The sequence below is a fragment of the Microbacterium sp. genome (assembly GCF_011620715.1).
Taxonomy (GTDB): domain Bacteria; phylum Actinomycetota; class Actinomycetes; order Actinomycetales; family Microbacteriaceae; genus Microbacterium.
In genome coordinates, this window is record NZ_WOYP01000111.1 from 1 (window position 1) to 16908 (window position 16908).

The window sequence follows — 16908 nt, forward strand, 5'->3', positions numbered from 1 at the left end:
CTGACCCCCTGCATGCCATGCAGGTGCGCTACCAGCTGCGCCACAGGCCCGGATGCGACCTCCGAATCGGAGGCAACCCAACTAGATTACTACATCGTTTCGCCCGCCTCGACCCGCTGCCGATGTCGCGGGTGCGGCTACGATCGGGACCACCCACGCGGGAGCAGCACTATCGATCAGTCGAGCTGCGAGGCGGCTGCGAGCTCGATCGGCACGACCGGGCAGTCCTTCCACAGGCGTTCGAGCCCATAGTAAATGCGCTCCTGTTCGTGGAAGACGTGCACGACGAGGTCGCCGAAGTCCAGCAGAATCCAACGCGACTCCTGTCTACCCTCGCGGCGGAGGCGCTTGTGGCCGGATTCGAGGAGCTTGTCCTCGATCTCGTCCGCGATAGCGGCGACGTTGCGCTCGCTGCGACCGGTCACCAGCAGGAAGATGTCCACCAGCGGAAGGGGTCCGGAGACATCGAGCGCGACGAGATCCTCGCCGCCCTTCGAGTCGGCGGCCAGTGCCGCGATGCGCAGCATCTCGCGTGATTGGTCGGTCGCGGTCATCAGAAGACTCCTGTCACAAACGCCAGGATGAGCACGCCGACGAGAGCGAGCGCGAGCACTCCCGCGGTGATCGCGAGCGTCAGCATGAGCCGGCCGCCCTTTTCGGGGGTCGGCGGCTGGATGATGTCTCCCCCGTTCTTGACCGTGCTGATTGCCGCGCTGGCGGCTATCGGCGTGGGTGAGGAGTGTGCCGGGAGCTCTCCGTCGACCAGGACGGCGTCGACCTCCTTGCCGTCGGCGGTTCCCGGCGCATGGCCGGTCGAACCGAGTCCCTCGGGAAGCTTGAAGGAGCCGGTGATCAGAACCTCGCCCGTTGCAGCGACCGGCGCCCCCAGCGGCGGCGACGGAGTCTGCGACAGGATCAGCGCATTGCCGGTGCCGATCGCTCCCGTGACCGACCGCGAGATGAGCTGGTCGAACGACGGCGGAAGCTCGACGACTCCCACGTCTCCGGCCAGCAGCTCGGCACCGAATCGCGGATTCACGACAGCCCGTTCGGCCTGTTCCGAGTCGGATTCAGCGCCTTCGTCCTCCTGTGCGCGGTCGTCGTGTGCCGCAGGGACGTCCTCCCCGTCGGCAGGGGCCTGCTCCTCCTCGACCGCGGATGCCGCGGCATGCTCCTCCTCGACCGCGGATGCTGCGGCATGCCTCCCGAAGAGCTGTGCGAGACTCACATCTGCCGACGGCGTCCGGTCGGTCGCCGGCTCGGCGGGATGCTCCACTTCCGCGGTCGAGGACATCGACGCAGGCGCCGCGGAAGCGCCATGGGCTGCCGCGACCTCGGGCGTGATCACGGGCACCGACGCAGTGCGGATGCGCTCCTGCTGGCGCGCCTGTCGCCGCGTGAGGGGCGATACACCCAAGTCGACGCTCGCGTCCGCGCCGGGAAGATCGTGGACGACCGCAGGAACCGCCGCTCGGGGCAGCGGGGCGGCGACCGGCTGGGCCGGCGTCTCGACCGGCGCCTCGATGGCTTCTTCCACGGACTCCGCGGCTCTGTCGACGACGGGATCCACGGTCGGGGGCGCCGCGGTCGCCGGCTCGGCGGGGGGCGCTTCGCCCGAAACGATCGGGGTCGCGCCGGTGTTTCGGATGTCCCGCAGCTGCTTGCGGGTGAGGGCTGGTGTCGCCGGCTGCTCGGGTGTGCTCATTCCTTGCTCCGGTAGAGGTGGTGCTTGGCAATGTATTGGACAACCCCGTCGGGAACGAGGTACCACACGGGATTCCCGTGCTCCACGCGTCTGCGACAATCCGTCGACGAGATGGCGAGTGCGGGAATCTCGAGTTGGCTCACGTCGTCACTCGGCAGGCCCGCCGTGCTGAGCACGTGTCCGGGTCGGGACACGGCGACGAAGTGGGCCAGATCCCACAACTCATCATGATCCCTCCAACTGAGAATTTGCGCTATGGCGTCGGCACCGGTGATGAAGAACAGTTCGGCGGACGGTCGCTGCTTCTTCAATTCGCGCAGCGTGTCTATCGTGTAGGTGGGCCCCGCCCGGTCGATGTCGACCCTGCTGACCGTGAATCGCGGGTTGGAAGCCGTGGCGATCACGGTCATCAGGTAGCGGTGCTCGCTGGGCGAGACGCCGTACTTCTGCCATGGGTGCCCGGTCGGGACGAAGACGACCTCATCCAGATCGAACGACTGCGCGACCTCGCTGGCCGCGACCAGGTGACCGTGGTGGATGGGGTCGAACGTTCCACCCATGACCCCGATTCTCGGGGTTCGTGTCACCGACATGCAGTCGGCCTAGTGGCCGTGCCCCGCCTGCTGAACATCGTTCGCGTGCTTGGCCGCGTACGCATCCGCCTTGCGCGCGTGTCGGTTGGCCACGTTACGGTACGACAGTGTGACCAAAGCCAGGGATCCGAAGACGACGAGGGCGACGATGCCGAACACCACCGTCTCGAGTGCGACATTGCCGTGCCCGGACTCTTCGGCGGCGAGGACGACAATCGTGGCCAGGGTCATACGTGCTCCGTTCGGGTTCGCGTCGCGATGCAGCGCGCTGTCAGTTTATCTGTCACGACCGGACTTGTCCGAAACCTCGCGCCAGCCACTTCGTACTCGTCAGCTCGGCCAGTCCCATCGGACCCCGCGCATGCAGCTTCTGGGTCGAGATGCCGACCTCGGCGCCGAAGCCGAACTCGCCGCCGTCCGTGAAGCGTGTCGAGGTGTTCACCATCACGACCGCCGAGTCGACCTCGGCCAGGAACCGCTCGGTGTTCGCGGCGTCTTGCGTGATGATCGACTCGGTGTGGTGGGTCGAGTAGCGCCGGATGTGCGCAAGTGCCTGGTCCAGGTCGTCGACGACGCGCATCGCGACATCGAGGCTGAGGTACTCGGTGCTCCAGTCCTCTTCGGTCGCGGCGACGACCGCTGCGTCGAAGCCGACGACGTCGGGGTCGCCGTGCACGGTGACGCCCTGTTCGCGCAGCGCTGCGACCACGGGCGGGACGAGGCGCTGTGCGGCGGCACGGTGCACGAGGACGGTCTCGACCGAGTTGCAGACGCTCGGGCGCTGCACCTTCGCGTTCACGACGATGTCGCGGGCCCAATCCAACGGGGCCGACTCATCCAGGACGATGTGCACCACGCCCGCTCCGGTCTCGATCACCGGCACCGAGGACTCGGTGACCACGGTCTCGATCAGCTGGGCGCTGCCCCGCGGCACGAGCACATCGACGATGCCGCGCGCCTGCATGAGTTCGCGTGCCCCTTCGCGGCCGAACTCGTCCACAGTCTGGATGGCTTCGGGATCGACGCCGCGCGCGGCGAGTGCGCCCCGCATGGCACGCACCAGCGCGGCGTTCGTCAACTCTGCCGCCGATCCGCCACGCAGCACGACAGCGTTGCCCGACCGCAAGGCCAGAGCGGCGATGTCGACAGTCACGTTCGGGCGCGCTTCGTAGATCGAGCCGACGACCCCGAACGGCACGCTCACCTTGGTCAGCTCCACGCCGTTGGGCAGCGTGCGCTCATCGAGTACGCGTCCGACGGGGTCGGGCAGGGCGGCGATGTCGCGGACGGCGGCTGCGAGGGCGGCGACACGCGGCTCGTCGAGCCGCAGGCGATCCTGCAGGGCGATCGAGAGTCCGCTCGCGCTGCTGCGTTCGAGGTCTTCGCCGTTTGCGGCGACGATCTCGGCAGCGGCCTCGTCGATCGCCTCGGCGATCGCAAGGAGCGCATCGCGCTTTTCCGCGTCGCCGAGAAGGCCGATCGTACGCGCCGCCGACTGGGCGAGCAGCATCCGTTCGCGTGCGGTCGTCGCGGTGGTGGTCATCCGCCCAGTGTATCGGCGGAGGGCGTGAAGGCGGGGCGGCGGATCGGGCCGGTGACAGGCACGGAGATCGGCTCGGGGTTCGGGTCGAACCATGTGCCGATGGCCTCGCCGCGCAGTGCTCCGTCGACGAGGTCGGCGCTCGTGACGAGCACGCCGACTCCGGATGCCGTTGCCACACGTGCGGCCGACACCTTGGTCGCCGCGCCACCGGTTCCGACGCTGTTCACGACGACCGATCCGAATTCGTAGCCGCCGAGGTCGTCGCCGTACTCGACGCGGCGGATCGGTCGCGCACCGGGCTCCCCGGGCGGCCGGGTGTAGAGGCATTCGATGTCGCTGAGCAGGATGAGCGCGTCCGCACCGATCAGCTGAGCCACCAGGGCCGCCAGTCGATCATTGTCCCCGAAGCGGATCTCGTGCGTTGCGACGGTGTCGTTCTCGTTGACGATCGGCAGGATGCGCAGGCCGAGGAGTCTCTCCATCGCCCTTCGAGCGTTCGAGCGCGGCGTCGCATTGTCGAGATCGCCCGCAGTCAGCAGCACCTGGCCGGCGAGGATGGCGAACCGGTCGAGGCTGGTCTGATACCGCCACATCAGCACGTTCTGGCCCACCGCTGCCGCTGCCTGCTGAGTCGCAAGATCGTTCGGGCGTCCCTCCAGGTTCAGGAACGGGATGGCCGTGGCGATCGCGCCCGACGAAACCAGGACGATCTCGGTGCCGCGCGCGTGGGCTGCGGCCAGTGCCTGCACGATCGAGTCGATCTTCGCGGAGTTCTCACCGCTGATCGAGGACGAGCCGACCTTGACGACGACCCGGCGCGCGGTCGCGATGTCGTCGCGCCTGCGAGCGGTCACTCCGTCTCCTCGTCGTCCAGGCCGATCTGTGCGGGATGCGCGGCGCTCTGCGCCGACTTGGTGGCGATGCGCTCGGCTTCGAGCTCGGCGCGCGCCTCGGCCTTGGCGTCCATGCTGGCGTAGTACTTCTCGCGTCGCTGCGACGTCGTGCGCCGCGGATTCATGTCCAGGCGCGGGTCGGTTCCGCGCGGTGCGGTCATGAGCTCGGCGACCGAGCCGAGGGAGGGCTGCCAGTCGAACACGACGCCGTCGCCCTCCCCGATCACCACGGTGGAGCCGGGCTGAGCGCCAGCCTTGAACAGGCCGTCCTCGACGCCGAGCTTCTCGAGCCGGTCGGCCAGGTAGCCCACGGCCTCTTCGTTCTGGAAGTCTGTCTGCTGCACCCAGCGGACGGGCTTCTCGCCGAGCACGCGGTAGATGTCGCCATAGGTTCCGCCCTCGACGCGGATCGTGAACTCCCGCTCCGATCCGCGGGGGCGGATGACGATGCGCTCGACGACCGGCTTGGCCGCCTCGGCGATCCGGTGCGCCGCGACGACGTCGCCGAGCGCGAACGTGAGCTGGCGGAGTCCTTCGTGGCTGACCGTGGAGATCTCGAACACGCGGAACCCGCGCGCCTCGAGGTCGGGGCGCACCAGTTCGGCGAGCTCTCGCGCCTCGGGCACGTCGATCTTGTTCAGGGCAATGATCTGGGGCCTCTCCAGCAGGGGCAGCTGGCCGTCGGGAACGGGATAGGCGGCCAGTTCGGCGAGGATGACCTCGAGGTCGCTGAGCGGGTCACGGCCGGGCTCGAGCGTCGCGCAGTCCAGCACGTGCACCAGAGCGGTGCAGCGCTCCACGTGACGGAGGAACTCGAGTCCGAGCCCTTTCCCTTCGCTGGCGCCCTCGATGAGACCGGGCACATCGGCGACGGTGTAGCGCACTTCACCTGCCTGCACGACACCGAGGTTCGGGTGCAGGGTCGTGAACGGGTAGTCGGCGATCTTGGGCCGCGCGGCGGAGATCGCGGCGATCAGGCTCGACTTGCCGGCCGACGGATAGCCGACGAGCGCGACATCGGCGACGGTCTTGAGTTCGAGGAGGACATCGCCCTCCCAGCCTGGCGTGCCCAGCAGTGCGAACCCGGGTGCCTTTCGCTTCGGGTTGGCGAGCGTCGCGTTGCCGAGTCCGCCGATTCCGCCCGGGGCGACGACGAACCGCATGCCGGGTTCGATCATGTCCACGAGCATCTCGCCCGAGGCGTCCTTGACGACGGTGCCGACGGGCACAGGCAGTTCGAGGTTCTCTCCCGCAGCTCCCGAGCGGTGGTCGCCCATGCCGAACCCGCCGTTGCCCGCCGAGCGGTGCGGCGCATGATGGTACGAAAGCAACGTCGTCACCTGCGGGTCGGCGACCAGCACGATGTCGCCGCCATGGCCGCCGTTGGCGCCATCCGGGCCGGCCAGCGGCTTGAACTTTTCGCGCTTCACCGACACGCAACCGTTGCCGCCTTTGCCTGCGGACAGGTGCAGCGTCACCCGGTCGACGAATGTGACCATGCGCTCCCCCTTACGGTTCGCCGTGCTTGTGTGAAATGTTGCCTGAACTGAGTGGAGGGGGCGAGCCGAAGCCCGCCCCCTCCACAGAAATCTGCGTGCGGCGGATTACTCCGCCGGCACCACGATGTTGACGACCTTGCGGCCGCCCTTCGCTCCGAACTCGACAGCGCCGGCCTCGAGGGCGAACAGCGTGTCGTCGCCACCGCGACCGACGTTGGCGCCGGGGTGGAAGTGGGTTCCGCGCTGACGGACGATGATCTCGCCGGCGAGCACCTTCTGCCCGCCGAAACGCTTCACGCCGAGGCGCTGTGCGTTGGAGTCACGACCATTGCGGGTGGAGCTTGCGCCCTTTTTATGTGCCATGTCTGCGTCTCTTCCGTGCTTACTTGATTCCGGTGACCTTGACGCGCGTGAGGTCCTGACGGTGCCCCTGGCGCTTCTTGTAGCCGGTCTTGTTCTTGAACTTCTGGATGACGATCTTGGGACCGCGCTCTTCGCCGATGACCTCGGCGGTGACGCTCACCTTCGCAAGCTTGTCGGCATCCGTCGTGACGGCGTCGCCGTCCACGAGCAGAACGGCAGCGAGCTCTATCTTGTCTCCGACCTTCGCGGACTGACGGTCGAGGACGACGATCGTGCCGACCTCCACCTTCTCCTGCCGGCCACCGGCACGCACAACTGCGTAGACCACTTCATACCTGTTTCTTCGGGGAGCGCGCGGCTCCGGATGCCTGAGCAAAGACTCGGTACGGAGCAGAAATGTCGTCAACGCACCAAAGGAATACTTTACCGGATGCCGGGGTCACAAGCAAAAGCGCGCCCGGAAGCTCAGGCAGATGCCCAGAACCGCGTGTCGCTGCTCGTGCGTAGGATCGGCATGTGGCGATCCTGATCGACGATCCTCGCTGGCCGGCGCACGGCCTACTGTGGGCTCACCTGGTCAGCGACGCGAATCTGGGCGAACTTCACGAATTCGCCGCGGCGAACGGCATCCCGCTTCGCGGCTTCGATCTCGACCACTACGACGTGCCGCGCGAGGCGCACGCGCGGCTCGTCGCCGCCGGCGCGCACCACGTCGATGGTCACACGCTCGTCCGCGCGCTCATCGCGTCGGGCCTGCGGGTCACGGCACGCGAACGCCGCGGCCGCTGACCAGGCAGATCGTCCTGCTTCAGTCTTCCGACGGTGCGTGCGAGACCGGCGTGCCGGTGAGGGCCGCCGTCGTCACGCGGCGCCGCGAGCGTCCCTGACCCGGTGCCTTCGGCTCGGGAAGGGCGCTCAGGACCGAGTCGAGAAGAAGGTCCTTCTCGGTGAGGGGTGCTTTGGATGCGGCATCCGGGCGCTTCTTCCGCTGCTTCTTCGGCCGCTCCATGACGACGTCCTCGGCGGATGCCGCGACCGGAGCCGCCTCCTCCTCCTGGTGTGAGTGGATGGTAGAGGCGGCGATCTGGGCGAGTGCGGATTTGACGCCCTCTGTGATCACGTGGGTGCCACCCGTGCTGCCGTTGGTCGTCGGCGCCGCGGCGCGGGGTCGGCGCCCCGGAGGCTGGCCGTTGCCGATCGGCGCACGGTGCTTGACAACGGGATCGTGATGAACGATCACACCGCGACCCGCGCAGACCTCGCACGCCTCGCTGAAGGTCTCGAGCAGGCCGAGGCCGAGCTTCTTTCGGGTCATCTGCACGAGGCCGAGCGAGGTGACCTCGGCGACCTGGTGCTTCGTCCGATCACGGCTGAGGCATTCCACCAGCCGACGCAGCACGAGGTCGCGGTTGGATTCGAGCACCATGTCGATGAAGTCCACGACGATGATGCCTCCGATGTCGCGAAGACGCAGCTGTCGGACGATCTCCTCTGCGGCCTCGAGGTTGTTCTTGGTGACGGTCTCCTCGAGGTTTCCGCCCGATCCCACGAACTTGCCGGTGTTGACGTCGACGACGGTCATCGCCTCGGTGCGGTCGATCACGAGTGAGCCGCCGGAGGGCAGCCAGACCTTGCGCTCCAGCGCCTTCTCGATCTGCTCGGTGACGCGGAACCGGTCGAACGGATCGGCCTCGCCCTCGTACACGGCGATGCGGTCGAGCAGATCCGGGGCCACGCTCTCGAGGTACGCGGTGATCGTCTGATGCGCGTCCTCTCCCTGGATCAGCATCTTCGTGAAGTCCTCGTTGAAGACGTCGCGGACGATCTTGACCAGCAGATCCGGCTCGGAGTGCAGCAGAGCCGGCGCCTGGATGGATTCGACCTGGCGGCTGATGTGCTCCCACTGGGTCGTGAGTCGCTGCACGTCGCGTGTGAGCTGGTCCTCGGTCGCGCCCTCGGCCGCCGTGCGCACGATGACGCCGGAGGACTCGGGAAGAACCTCCTTGAGGATCTTCTTCAAGCGCGCGCGCTCGGTGTCGGGAAGCTTTCGCGAGATTCCGTTCATGGCGCCGCCGGGCACGTACACGAGATAGCGGCCGGGCAGCGAGATCTGGCTGGTGAGCCGGGCGCCCTTGTGGCCCACCGGGTCCTTGGTGACCTGAACCAGCACGCGGTCACCGCTCTTGAGGGCGAGCTCGATGCGGCGGGGCTGGTTGCCGGTCTCGACCGCGTCCCAGTCGACCTCGCCGGAGTAGAGCACGGCATTGCGCCCGCGACCGATGTCGACGAACGCGGCCTCCATGCTGGGCAGCACATTCTGCACGCGGCCGAGGTAGACGTTGCCGATGAGCGAGGCTTCCTGGTTGCGCGCGACGTAATGCTCGACGAGCACGTTGTCCTCGAGCACGGCGATCTGGATGCGTCCGTCCTTGGAGCGGACGATCATCTCCCGGTCGACGGCTTCGCGGCGCGCGAGGAACTCGGCCTCGGTGACCACGGGGCGGCGACGGCCGGCCTCACGACCGTCACGGCGGCGCTGCTTCTTGGCCTCCAGCCGGGTCGAGCCCTTGACGCGCTGGGGCTCGGTGATGAGCTCGACAGCGCGCTGGCGGGGCTGCTGCGGCTCAGTGGGGCCGGACGCCTCATCACGTCCCTCGCCGGTGCGGCGACGGTTGCGCCGGCGCGCGCTGGCCGAGGACGACTGCTCGGCGGGGGCTTCCTCGTGCTCGGGCAGCGGCGGCAGAGCAGCGATCTCGGGCGGGGCGTAGAAGAGCAGCTGCGTCGAGACGGCCGAGACGAAGACCTCGGGCAGCAGCCCCAGGTCGACCGCCGTCTTGGGAATGCTCTCTTCGGCGGGCTCAGCCACCTCGGCGACGGCCTCGACGGGCGATGCCGCGGACTCAGCGTCAGCTGCCTCGCCAGCGGGCTGCTCGACCTCGACGAGCTCGCCGAGCAGGGACGCATCGGTGGGTGGCTGGTTCCCGGAGGACGCATCGGCCTCCGGCGCGCGCGGCGCTACCGGTGTGTCTGATTCGTCGCGGGGTTCGAGGTGTGCGTCGGTTTCATCGGCCATCGCTGGCGTACTCCCTGCGAACGACACCGCGCGTCGTCCGGCGAAATCTCGTGCGGTGCCGCACCTGCGGTGCCGCGAACTCACTCGGTCTGCAGCCGGCCCGTGGCTCATACTGCGAAGGGCGCTCATCGCCCGAAGTCTTCTGGGTGACGCGTTGGCGGCGCGGCCGCGAAGCATCATCGACCATTATCGCACTTTCCCCGCGCGAATGTGCGGACGACGCCCCGATCCCGATTTCGACGGCGCCGGCACGCGGCATCCGCTCAGTCCTCGGTGCCATAATCCGAGGCATGACACACCCTGTGACCCGCACCCGACCGACGGCTCTGGCGGTGTGGCTCATCATCGCCGGCGTGATCGGGTGGTGGGCGGCCTTCTCGCTCACCATGGAGCGGATCCATCTGCTCGCCAACCCCGATGCGATCCTCGGCTGCGATATCAGCCCGCTCGTTCAGTGCGGGAAGAACCTGGCATCGTGGCAGGGCAGCCTGTTCGGCTTCCCCAACCCGATCCTGGGGCTGACGGGCTGGATGGCGCCGATCGTCGTCGGCGTCGCGATCCTCGCCGGAGCCCGGTTCGCGAGATGGTTCTGGTGGATGTTCGAAGCCGGCGTCACACTCGCTTTCGTGTTCGTCATCTGGCTCATCGGTCAGAGCATCTTCGTCCTCGGAACCCTCTGTCCCTGGTGCATGGTGACCTGGGCCGTCACGATCCCGACCTTCTACGCGGTGACCCTTCACATTCTGCGCACCGGAATTCTGCCGGCGCCGGCTGTCATCCGCAGCGGCGCCGACAGGCTGATGGGCTGGGTGCCCCTTCTCGCGGTGATCAGCTACGCGATCGTGGCCGTCCTCGCCCAGCTGCGACTGGACGTGCTCGGCGCCCTCTTCTAGATCGGCTGCGAGAACCAGACCTCGAGTTCGCGCGCGGCCGACTCGGGGCTGTCCGAGCCGTGCACCAGGTTCTGCTGCACCTTGAGTCCCCAGTCCCGGCCGAAGTCGCCGCGGATGGTTCCGGGTGCCGCCGTTGTCGGGTCGGTCGTTCCGGCGAGTGAGCGGAAGCCTTCGATCACCCGGTCGCCTGCGAGGCGGATCGCCACCGACGGCCCCGACAGCATGAACTCGAGGAGCGGCTCGTAGAAGGGCTTGCCCTCGTGCTCCGCGTAGTGGCGCTCGAGTGTCTCGCGATCGGGCTCGACCAGTCGGATGTCGACGAGAGAATAACCCTTCGCCTCGATGCGGGCGAGGATCGCGCCGGTCAGTCCGCGCGCCACGCCGTCAGGCTTCACCAGGACCAGAGTCTCTTGCGTGGGCATTTGTCAGTCTCCGTTCGGGGTGTCGGCTTCGGCGGCGAGTCGCGCGTTCCGCGCGTCGAGCGAAGCCCCCTTGATCGTCGCATACCCCCACATCCCGCCGAAAATGACGGCGACCAGGGAGAGCGCCGGAACGAGGAACCCGCCGAGCGCGACGATGCCCTGCAGCACCCAACCGAGCACGATTCCCCATCGGTAGCGCAGCACGCGCCCGGTGAGCACCATGACAACCGCCAGAACTGTGCCGCCGACGATCCCCCACCACTGCGGAATGGGCTCGGGAAGCGCCTTGAGCCCGAACACGGCGAGTCCGCCGAGGAAGACGATCATCGACTCGAACGCAAGCACGATCGACCCCAGCGACTCCGCAGCGCCCCGCGTACGGCGCGGTCTGGGAGCAGGTGCGGGTGCGGGCTCAGTCACGTCGGTCATTCACTCCACCCGGCCTTCCAGTCTTCTGCGGCCGAGAGTACGACCGCTTCGCCGGCCAGCACGACCGACCCGGCGATCACCACCGCGCGTCGATCCGATGCCGCGGCCCACGCCCGTGCCGACTCCGCAGCGTCGGCGACGTTCGGATGCACGCTGACCGGAAGCCCGTGGGCCTCCGCCAGATCCGCGATGCGGTCCGCGTCTTCGGCGCGTTCGGAATCTGGGGCGGTGGCGAACACCTGCGCGGCGAGCGGCGCCAACTCCGCGACGATGCCGGCGGCATCCTTGTCGGCGAGGACGCCGAGGATGACACCCCACTCGTCGAAGTCGAAGGACGAGCCCAGCGCGGCCGACAGCGCACGGGCGCCGTGCGGGTTGTGGGCCGCGTCCACGATCACGGTCGGACTGACCCCTACGAGCTGGAGTCGACCGGGAGAGCTCGACTGCGCGAGCCCCTCGGCCATGATCTCAGCGGTGATGGGCTGGGTTCCGCCGCCGATGAGCGACTCGACCGCCGCAATCGCAAGGGCGGCGTTCTGCGCCTGATGCGCACCGAAGAGGGGCAGGTACTCGTCGTCGTACCGGGCCGCCAGGCCGCGCACCGAGATCAGCTGGCCGCCGACGGCGAGCCGAGCGTCGCTGAGGGCGAACTCGTCGCCTTCGAAGGCGATCGTCGCATCGCGATCGGCGGCGGCGGCGCGCAGCACCGCCGCCGCGGCAGGATCCTGCCGTGCCGAGACGACGGCGGCGCCGGTCTTGATGATCCCCGACTTGACTGCGGCTATCTCGCGAATCGTGTCGCCGAGCCGGTCGGCGTGGTCGATGTCGATCGGGGCGAAGACCGCGACGTCGCCGTCGGCGGTGTTGGTCGAATCCCACGCTCCGCCCATGCCCACCTCGAGCACGAGAACGTCGATCGGCGCATCCGCGAACGCAACGAAGGCGAGGACGGTCAGAAGCTCGAAGAAGGTGAGCGGCGCGTCGCCCGCTTCGGCGAGCTCGGCGTCGACGAGGTCCACGAATGGGGCGATCTCGTCCCAGGCGTCGGCGACGGCGGCATCCGCGACCGGCTGCCCGTCGATCGTGATGCGCTCGGTGAAGCGCTCCAGGTGCGGGCTCGTGAACAGTCCCGTGCGCAGACCGTGGGCCCGGATCAGGCTCTCGATGATGCGGCTCGTCGAGGTCTTGCCGTTCGTGCCGGTGACGTGGATCACCCGGTAGGTGCGCTGCGGGTCATCGAGCAGCTCGAGAACCCGGCGCGTGCGCTCGACTCGCGGCTGCACCCACAGCTCGCCCTGCCGTTCGAGCAGGGCGGCGTACACTCTGTCGGCACGACTGCGATCGCTCATGCGGATGCCTCGACCTTCGTCACTGCTCTGGTGACCGAGACCGTGAAGTCTCCCGCATTGGCAAATGTGCCCTTCACGAAGGTGGCGGAGTGATCGGCGCCGACAGCGGTCAGTGAGCCGTCGCCGAGGATCGCCGTGGCATCGGCATCCGTCACCGCGTACTGGACCGCGAGCGTCTCGCCCGCGACGTCCGCCACGTCGAACGCCGACGCGACTGCCGCACCGTCGGCCGGCGACGAGAACGAGAGCGTCAGCCTGATGCGATCGCTCACATCGAGGCCCGCAGCCTTGCGCGTGTCCTGCACGGCGCGGATGACGTCGCGGGCGAGGCCCTCCGCCTCCAGCTCCGGCGTGCCGGTGGTATCCAGGAGTACGAAGCCCCCGCTCGGCAGCACCGCGAGCGCCTCGCCTTCGGGCCGGCCGGTGGTCTCGAGAACGAGGTCGTACTCCCCGGGCTCGAGCACGATCGCTCCGGCGGTCACAACGCCGCCGAGGTCCGTCCAGTCACCGGCCCGGGCCGCCTGGATGGCCTGCTGAACCTGCTTGCCCAGGCGCGGTCCGGCCGCGCGGGCGTTGACCGAAAGGCGGTGCGAGATGCCGTAGACACTCGCCGTGTCATCGCGCAGGTCGACGAGCTCGACCGTTTTCACGTTCAGCTCCTCCCGCAGGATCTCCTCGAACTGTGCGAGAGCGGCGGCATCGGGCACCACCACCGTGAGACGGGCGAGCGGCAGGCGAACGCGCTTGCCCTCGCGCTTGCGCAGCGCGTTGGCCACGGACGAGACCTCGCGCACGGCATCCATCGCCGAGCGGATGTCGTCCGCGACGGGGAACGCGCCGGCATCTGGCCAGTCCTGCAGGTGCACGCTGCGTCCGCCTGTCAGCCCCTGCCAGATCCGCTCGGACACGAGCGGGATGAGCGGGGCGGCGACGCGGGACAGCGTCTCGAGCACGGTGTAGAGCGTGTCGAAGGCCTCGCGGCTCTTCGGGTCGTCGGTGACGCCGATCCAGAACCGATCGCGCGAACGGCGGATGTACCAGTTGGTGAGCGCCTCCCCGAAGTCGCGCAGTCTCGTCGCGGCCGTCGTCGAGTCGAGCCCCTCGAGGTCGGCCGCCACCTCGCTCACAAGCTCGCCAGTGAGCGCAAGGATGTAGCGGTCGAGGACGTCGGTCGAATCGGTTCGCCACTTCGCGTCGTAGCCGGCGCCGTCCTGGCCGTCGGCGGCGTTCGCGTATGTCGAGAAGAAGTACCACGCATTCCACAGCGGCAGCATGAACTCGCGCACGCCCTGTCGGATGCCTTCCTCGGTCACCACGAGGTTGCCGCCGCGCAGCACCGAGCTGCCCATCAGGAACCAGCGCATCGCGTCGGAGCCGTCGCGATCGAAGACCTCGCTGACGTCCGGGTAGTTGCGCAGCGATTTGGACATCTTCTGCCCGTCGCTGCCCAGCACGATGCCGTGGCAGCTCACGCCGGTGAAGGCCGGCCGGTCGAACAGGGCCGTCGAAAGCACGTGCATGACGTAGAACCAGCCGCGGGTCTGCCCGATGTATTCGACGATGAAGTCGGCCGGCGAGTGCTCATCGAACCAGTCGTGGTTCTCGAACGGGTAGTGCACCTGCGCGTAGGGCATCGAGGCCGAGTCGAACCACACATCCAGAACGTCTTCGATGCGGCGCATCGTGCTGCGACCGGTCGGGTCGTCCGGGTTGGGCCGCGTGAGCTCGTCGATGTAGGGCCGGTGCAGATCCACCTCGCCGGCGGAGTTGCGCGGCAGGCGACCGAAATCGCGCTCGAGCTCAGCCAGCGAGCCGTACGCATCGACGCGGGGGTGTTCGGGATCGTCGCTCGTCCAGACCGGGATCGGCGAACCCCAGTAGCGGTTGCGGCTGATCGACCAGTCGCGCGCTCCCTCGAGCCATTTGCCGAACTGCCCGTGCTTGACGTTCTCGGGCACCCAGGTGATCTGCTCGTTGTTCTCGATCAGGCGGTCCTTGATCTCGGTGACGCGTACGAACCAGCTCGAGACGGCCTTGTAGATCAGCGGGTTGCGGCAGCGCCAGCAGTGCGGGTACGAGTGCTCGTAGCTTGCCAGGCGCAGCAGTCGCCCGTCCTGGCGAAGGATGCGGATGAGCGGGGTGTTGGCGTCCATCCACAACTGCCCGGCGACGTCGGTCACGGCGGGCAGGAAGCGCCCGCCGTCGTCGAGACTCAGGATCGTCGGGATGCCGGCGGCTTCGGCAACCCGCTGGTCATCCTCACCGAACGCAGGCGCCTGGTGGACGATGCCGGTGCCGTCGGTGGTCGTGACATAGTCATCGACGAGGATGCGCCACGCGTTCTGCGTCCCCCATGTCTCCGCATCCGCGTAGTAGTCGAAGAGCCGGTCGTAGTGCACCTCGGCCAGATCGGCGCCGAGGTGCACCGCGTCGACCGCGGCGGCGGCATCCGCGGCGGTCTCGTAACCGAGATCCTTCGCGTAGTTCGGCAGCAGGTCTTCCGCGAGCAGGTAGCGGTGCGACTCCGCCTCGGTCGGTTCGTCGCTGCGCCCATCGGGTCCATGGTGCACATCGGCAGCGCCGAGCGGTCCCCCGGGTACGACGACGTACCGGATGCCGGGTCCCACGGCCAGAGCGAGGTTGGTGGGCAGCGTCCATGGCGTCGTGGTCCACGCGAGCGCGCGGACTGCGGTGAGGCCCATGGCTTCGGCCTTGACTCCGACGAGGGGGAACGTCACCGTCACGGACGGATCCTGGCGCATCTTGTAGACGTCGTCGTCCATGCGCAGCTCGTGGGTCGACAGGGGCGTCTGGTCTCGCCAGCAGTACGGCAGGACGCGGTAGCCCTCGTATGCAAGACCCTTGTCGAACAGGGTCTTGAACGCCCAGAGCACGCTCTCCATATAGTCGGTGTCGAGGGTCTTGTACCCGCGATCGAAGTCGACCCAGCGCGCCTGGCGGGTGACGTACTCCTTCCACTCGCGCGTGTACGCCAGCACCGATTCGCGCGCCTTCGCGTTGAAGGTCGCGACGCCCATGCGCTCGATCTGCTCCTTCTCGGTGATCCCGAGCTGCTTCATCGCCTCGAGCTCGGCGGGTAGCCCGTGCGTGTCCCATCCGAAGACGCGGTCGACGCGCTTGCCGCGCATCGTCTGGAAGCGCGGGAAGAGGTCCTTCGCGTAGCCGGTGAGCAGGTGGCCGTAGTGCGGGAGCCCATTCGCGAACGGCGGGCCGTCGTAGAAGACCCACTCCGGCGCGCCCTCGCGGTTCTCGATCGACGCGCGGAACGTGTCATCGGCCGTCCAGAAGTCGATGACCTCGCGCTCGATCGCGGGGAACCGCGGGCTCGGCGGGACGTCGGGGCCGGTCTTGGGATAGGTCATGTCACTCCAGCAGGTCGCGATGCTTCCTGCGAGGACGACCCTCCCGTTCGGAAGGACCGCGGTACCACCCCGCGTTGCCTCGGTCCCGGTCACGGGTCGAAGCCGCTTTCACTGCGGCTATGACGGGCCTGACCCGTCCGGTTCTACTGGGGGCTCGCGCCCTGTTCCTCCGGAAGCTCCCCGGTGATGGCCGGATCGATGCTGGTCACTCGATTCTACCCGCATGCCGCGGGCACGTAGCGTGGTGCGCCGGCCCGCAGCCTTCTCGCGGGAATTTCTTCCATTGGGATGGAGCTCTTGCCCGTCACGTCACCTCCTTCCGGCGATCCATGATCGCGCAGAGGCGCGGTGGTCAGCGGTAGAATCGATGAGCATCCCACACTCAGGCACGCTCACACAGTGCCGCACATATCGCACAGGAGACCCCCATGACCGACGCGCAGATTCCCGACAAGCCGGCCCTTGAAGGTCTCGAGGCGAAATGGTCGCAGAAGTGGGATGTCGAGGGAACCTACCTCTTCGACCGCGTGCGCGCTGCCGCGGTCGGTCGAGTTGGAATCTACTCGGTGGACACCCCGCCGCCGACGGCCAGCGGAAGCCTTCACATCGGGCACGTCTTCTCGTTCACGCACACCGACATCAAGGTGCGCTACGAGCGCATGCGCGGCAAGTCCGTGTTCTACCCGATGGGCTGGGACGACAACGGGCTGCCGACCGAGCGCCGGGTGCAGAACTACTACGGCGTGCGCTGCGACCCGTCGCT

General features: G+C 68.0%; 17 protein-coding genes. 3 read left to right on the forward strand and 14 right to left on the reverse strand.

Annotated elements, in window-relative coordinates:
* Nucleotides 1–176 precede the first annotated feature (176 nt).
* From rsfS to rplU, 9 genes are all read right to left on the reverse strand, one after another.
* The gene (gene rsfS / locus QZV84_RS10640) at nucleotides 177–554 is read right to left on the reverse strand and encodes a ribosome silencing factor (protein ID WP_292829256.1); all 378 of its coding nucleotides are present in this window, start codon (nucleotides 552–554) and stop codon (nucleotides 177–179) included.
* Nucleotides 554–1705: a hypothetical protein gene (locus QZV84_RS10645; protein ID WP_292829258.1), complete on the reverse strand. Its 1152-nt coding sequence runs from the start codon at nucleotides 1703–1705 to the stop codon at nucleotides 554–556. The genes rsfS and QZV84_RS10645 overlap by 1 nt, the downstream gene beginning before the upstream one ends.
* Entirely contained in the window at nucleotides 1702–2298 is a 597-nt protein-coding gene (gene nadD, locus QZV84_RS10650; RefSeq protein WP_292829260.1) for a nicotinate-nucleotide adenylyltransferase, read from the reverse strand. Before nadD ends, QZV84_RS10645 begins: the two co-directional genes overlap by 4 nt.
* 9 nt (nucleotides 2299–2307) lie before the next feature.
* A complete protein-coding gene (locus QZV84_RS10655) occupies nucleotides 2308–2529 on the reverse strand; it encodes a hypothetical protein (protein WP_292829262.1) in 222 nt (73 codons plus the stop codon).
* 52 nt (nucleotides 2530–2581) lie between these two features.
* Nucleotides 2582–3841 carry a glutamate-5-semialdehyde dehydrogenase gene (locus QZV84_RS10660; protein WP_292829264.1) on the reverse strand — a complete coding sequence of 420 codons (1260 nt, stop codon included), beginning with the start codon at nucleotides 3839–3841 and terminating at the stop codon, nucleotides 2582–2584.
* Complete coding sequence (proB, locus tag QZV84_RS10665) at nucleotides 3838–4695, reverse strand: glutamate 5-kinase (protein ID WP_292829266.1); 858 nt, start codon at nucleotides 4693–4695, stop codon at nucleotides 3838–3840. The genes QZV84_RS10660 and proB overlap by 4 nt, the downstream gene beginning before the upstream one ends.
* Nucleotides 4692–6233, reverse strand: coding sequence for a GTPase ObgE (gene obgE / locus QZV84_RS10670; protein ID WP_292829268.1), 1542 nt, complete (start codon nucleotides 6231–6233; stop codon nucleotides 4692–4694). Before obgE ends, proB begins: the two co-directional genes overlap by 4 nt.
* 105 nt (nucleotides 6234–6338) lie before the next feature.
* Nucleotides 6339–6596 carry a 50S ribosomal protein L27 gene (gene rpmA, locus QZV84_RS10675; protein ID WP_091490368.1) on the reverse strand — a complete coding sequence of 86 codons (258 nt, stop codon included), beginning with the start codon at nucleotides 6594–6596 and terminating at the stop codon, nucleotides 6339–6341.
* 19 nt (nucleotides 6597–6615) lie between these two features.
* The gene (gene rplU / locus QZV84_RS10680; RefSeq protein ID WP_292829274.1) at nucleotides 6616–6924 is read right to left on the reverse strand and encodes a 50S ribosomal protein L21; all 309 of its coding nucleotides are present in this window, start codon (nucleotides 6922–6924) and stop codon (nucleotides 6616–6618) included.
* A 188-nt stretch (nucleotides 6925–7112) separates the two neighbouring features.
* Here rplU and QZV84_RS10685 point away from each other — a divergent pair, with 188 nt between their 5' ends.
* Complete coding sequence (locus QZV84_RS10685; protein WP_292829276.1) at nucleotides 7113–7385, forward strand: DUF4031 domain-containing protein; 273 nt, start codon at nucleotides 7113–7115, stop codon at nucleotides 7383–7385.
* A gap of 19 nt (nucleotides 7386–7404) precedes the next feature.
* On the opposite strand, the gene QZV84_RS10690 is transcribed toward QZV84_RS10685, so the two are convergent.
* Nucleotides 7405–9669, reverse strand: coding sequence for an Rne/Rng family ribonuclease (locus QZV84_RS10690; RefSeq protein ID WP_292829278.1), 2265 nt, complete (start codon nucleotides 9667–9669; stop codon nucleotides 7405–7407).
* A gap of 290 nt (nucleotides 9670–9959) precedes the next feature.
* Between QZV84_RS10690 and QZV84_RS10695 the strand changes: the two genes are divergently transcribed.
* Nucleotides 9960–10562, forward strand: coding sequence for a vitamin K epoxide reductase family protein (locus QZV84_RS10695; protein ID WP_292829280.1), 603 nt, complete (start codon nucleotides 9960–9962; stop codon nucleotides 10560–10562).
* Here the strand turns inward: QZV84_RS10695 and ndk are convergent.
* Genes ndk through ileS form a run of 4 tightly spaced genes read right to left on the reverse strand, consistent with a single transcriptional unit; the run spans nucleotide 10559 to nucleotide 16145 of the window.
* Nucleotides 10559–10984 (reverse strand): nucleoside-diphosphate kinase, encoded by a 426-nt coding sequence (gene ndk / locus QZV84_RS10700; protein WP_292829282.1) that lies wholly within the window; start codon nucleotides 10982–10984, stop codon nucleotides 10559–10561. The genes QZV84_RS10695 and ndk overlap by 4 nt on opposite strands.
* Nucleotides 10985–10987: 3 nt before the next feature.
* Nucleotides 10988–11413: a DUF4233 domain-containing protein gene (locus QZV84_RS10705; RefSeq protein ID WP_292829284.1), complete on the reverse strand. Its 426-nt coding sequence runs from the start codon at nucleotides 11411–11413 to the stop codon at nucleotides 10988–10990.
* The gene (locus QZV84_RS10710; RefSeq protein ID WP_292829286.1) at nucleotides 11410–12762 is read right to left on the reverse strand and encodes a Mur ligase family protein; all 1353 of its coding nucleotides are present in this window, start codon (nucleotides 12760–12762) and stop codon (nucleotides 11410–11412) included. Before QZV84_RS10710 ends, QZV84_RS10705 begins: the two co-directional genes overlap by 4 nt.
* Entirely contained in the window at nucleotides 12759–16145 is a 3387-nt protein-coding gene (gene ileS / locus QZV84_RS10715; protein ID WP_292829288.1) for an isoleucine--tRNA ligase, read from the reverse strand. Before ileS ends, QZV84_RS10710 begins: the two co-directional genes overlap by 4 nt.
* Before the next feature lie 428 nt (nucleotides 16146–16573).
* On the opposite strand from ileS, the gene QZV84_RS10720 reads away from it, so the two are divergent.
* Nucleotides 16574–16908, forward strand: a 335-nt coding sequence (locus QZV84_RS10720) for a class I tRNA ligase family protein (protein ID WP_292829290.1), incomplete at its 3' end; no start/stop codon positions are given.

Excerpts from the sequence above, each read along its gene's own strand:
- QZV84_RS10660 (WP_292829264.1), bottom strand. The coding sequence starts at position 3,841 with ATGACCACCACCGCGACGACCGCACGCGAACGGATGCTGCTCGCCCAG.
- QZV84_RS10695 (WP_292829280.1), top strand. The coding sequence starts at position 9,960 with ATGACACACCCTGTGACCCGCACCCGACCGACGGCTCTGGCGGTGTGG.
- QZV84_RS10690 (WP_292829278.1), bottom strand. The coding sequence starts at position 9,669 with ATGGCCGATGAAACCGACGCACACCTCGAACCCCGCGACGAATCAGAC.
- obgE (WP_292829268.1), bottom strand. The coding sequence starts at position 6,233 with ATGGTCACATTCGTCGACCGGGTGACGCTGCACCTGTCCGCAGGCAAA.
- QZV84_RS10705 (WP_292829284.1), bottom strand. The coding sequence starts at position 11,413 with ATGACCGACGTGACTGAGCCCGCACCCGCACCTGCTCCCAGACCGCGC.
- ileS (WP_292829288.1), bottom strand. The coding sequence starts at position 16,145 with ATGACCTATCCCAAGACCGGCCCCGACGTCCCGCCGAGCCCGCGGTTC.
- rsfS (WP_292829256.1), bottom strand. The coding sequence starts at position 554 with ATGACCGCGACCGACCAATCACGCGAGATGCTGCGCATCGCGGCACTG.
- rpmA (WP_091490368.1), bottom strand. The coding sequence starts at position 6,596 with ATGGCACATAAAAAGGGCGCAAGCTCCACCCGCAATGGTCGTGACTCC.
- ndk (WP_292829282.1), bottom strand. The coding sequence starts at position 10,984 with ATGCCCACGCAAGAGACTCTGGTCCTGGTGAAGCCTGACGGCGTGGCG.
- QZV84_RS10655 (WP_292829262.1), bottom strand. The coding sequence starts at position 2,529 with ATGACCCTGGCCACGATTGTCGTCCTCGCCGCCGAAGAGTCCGGGCAC.
- QZV84_RS10710 (WP_292829286.1), bottom strand. The coding sequence starts at position 12,762 with ATGAGCGATCGCAGTCGTGCCGACAGAGTGTACGCCGCCCTGCTCGAA.
- QZV84_RS10645 (WP_292829258.1), bottom strand. The coding sequence starts at position 1,705 with ATGAGCACACCCGAGCAGCCGGCGACACCAGCCCTCACCCGCAAGCAG.
- nadD (WP_292829260.1), bottom strand. The coding sequence starts at position 2,298 with ATGTCGGTGACACGAACCCCGAGAATCGGGGTCATGGGTGGAACGTTC.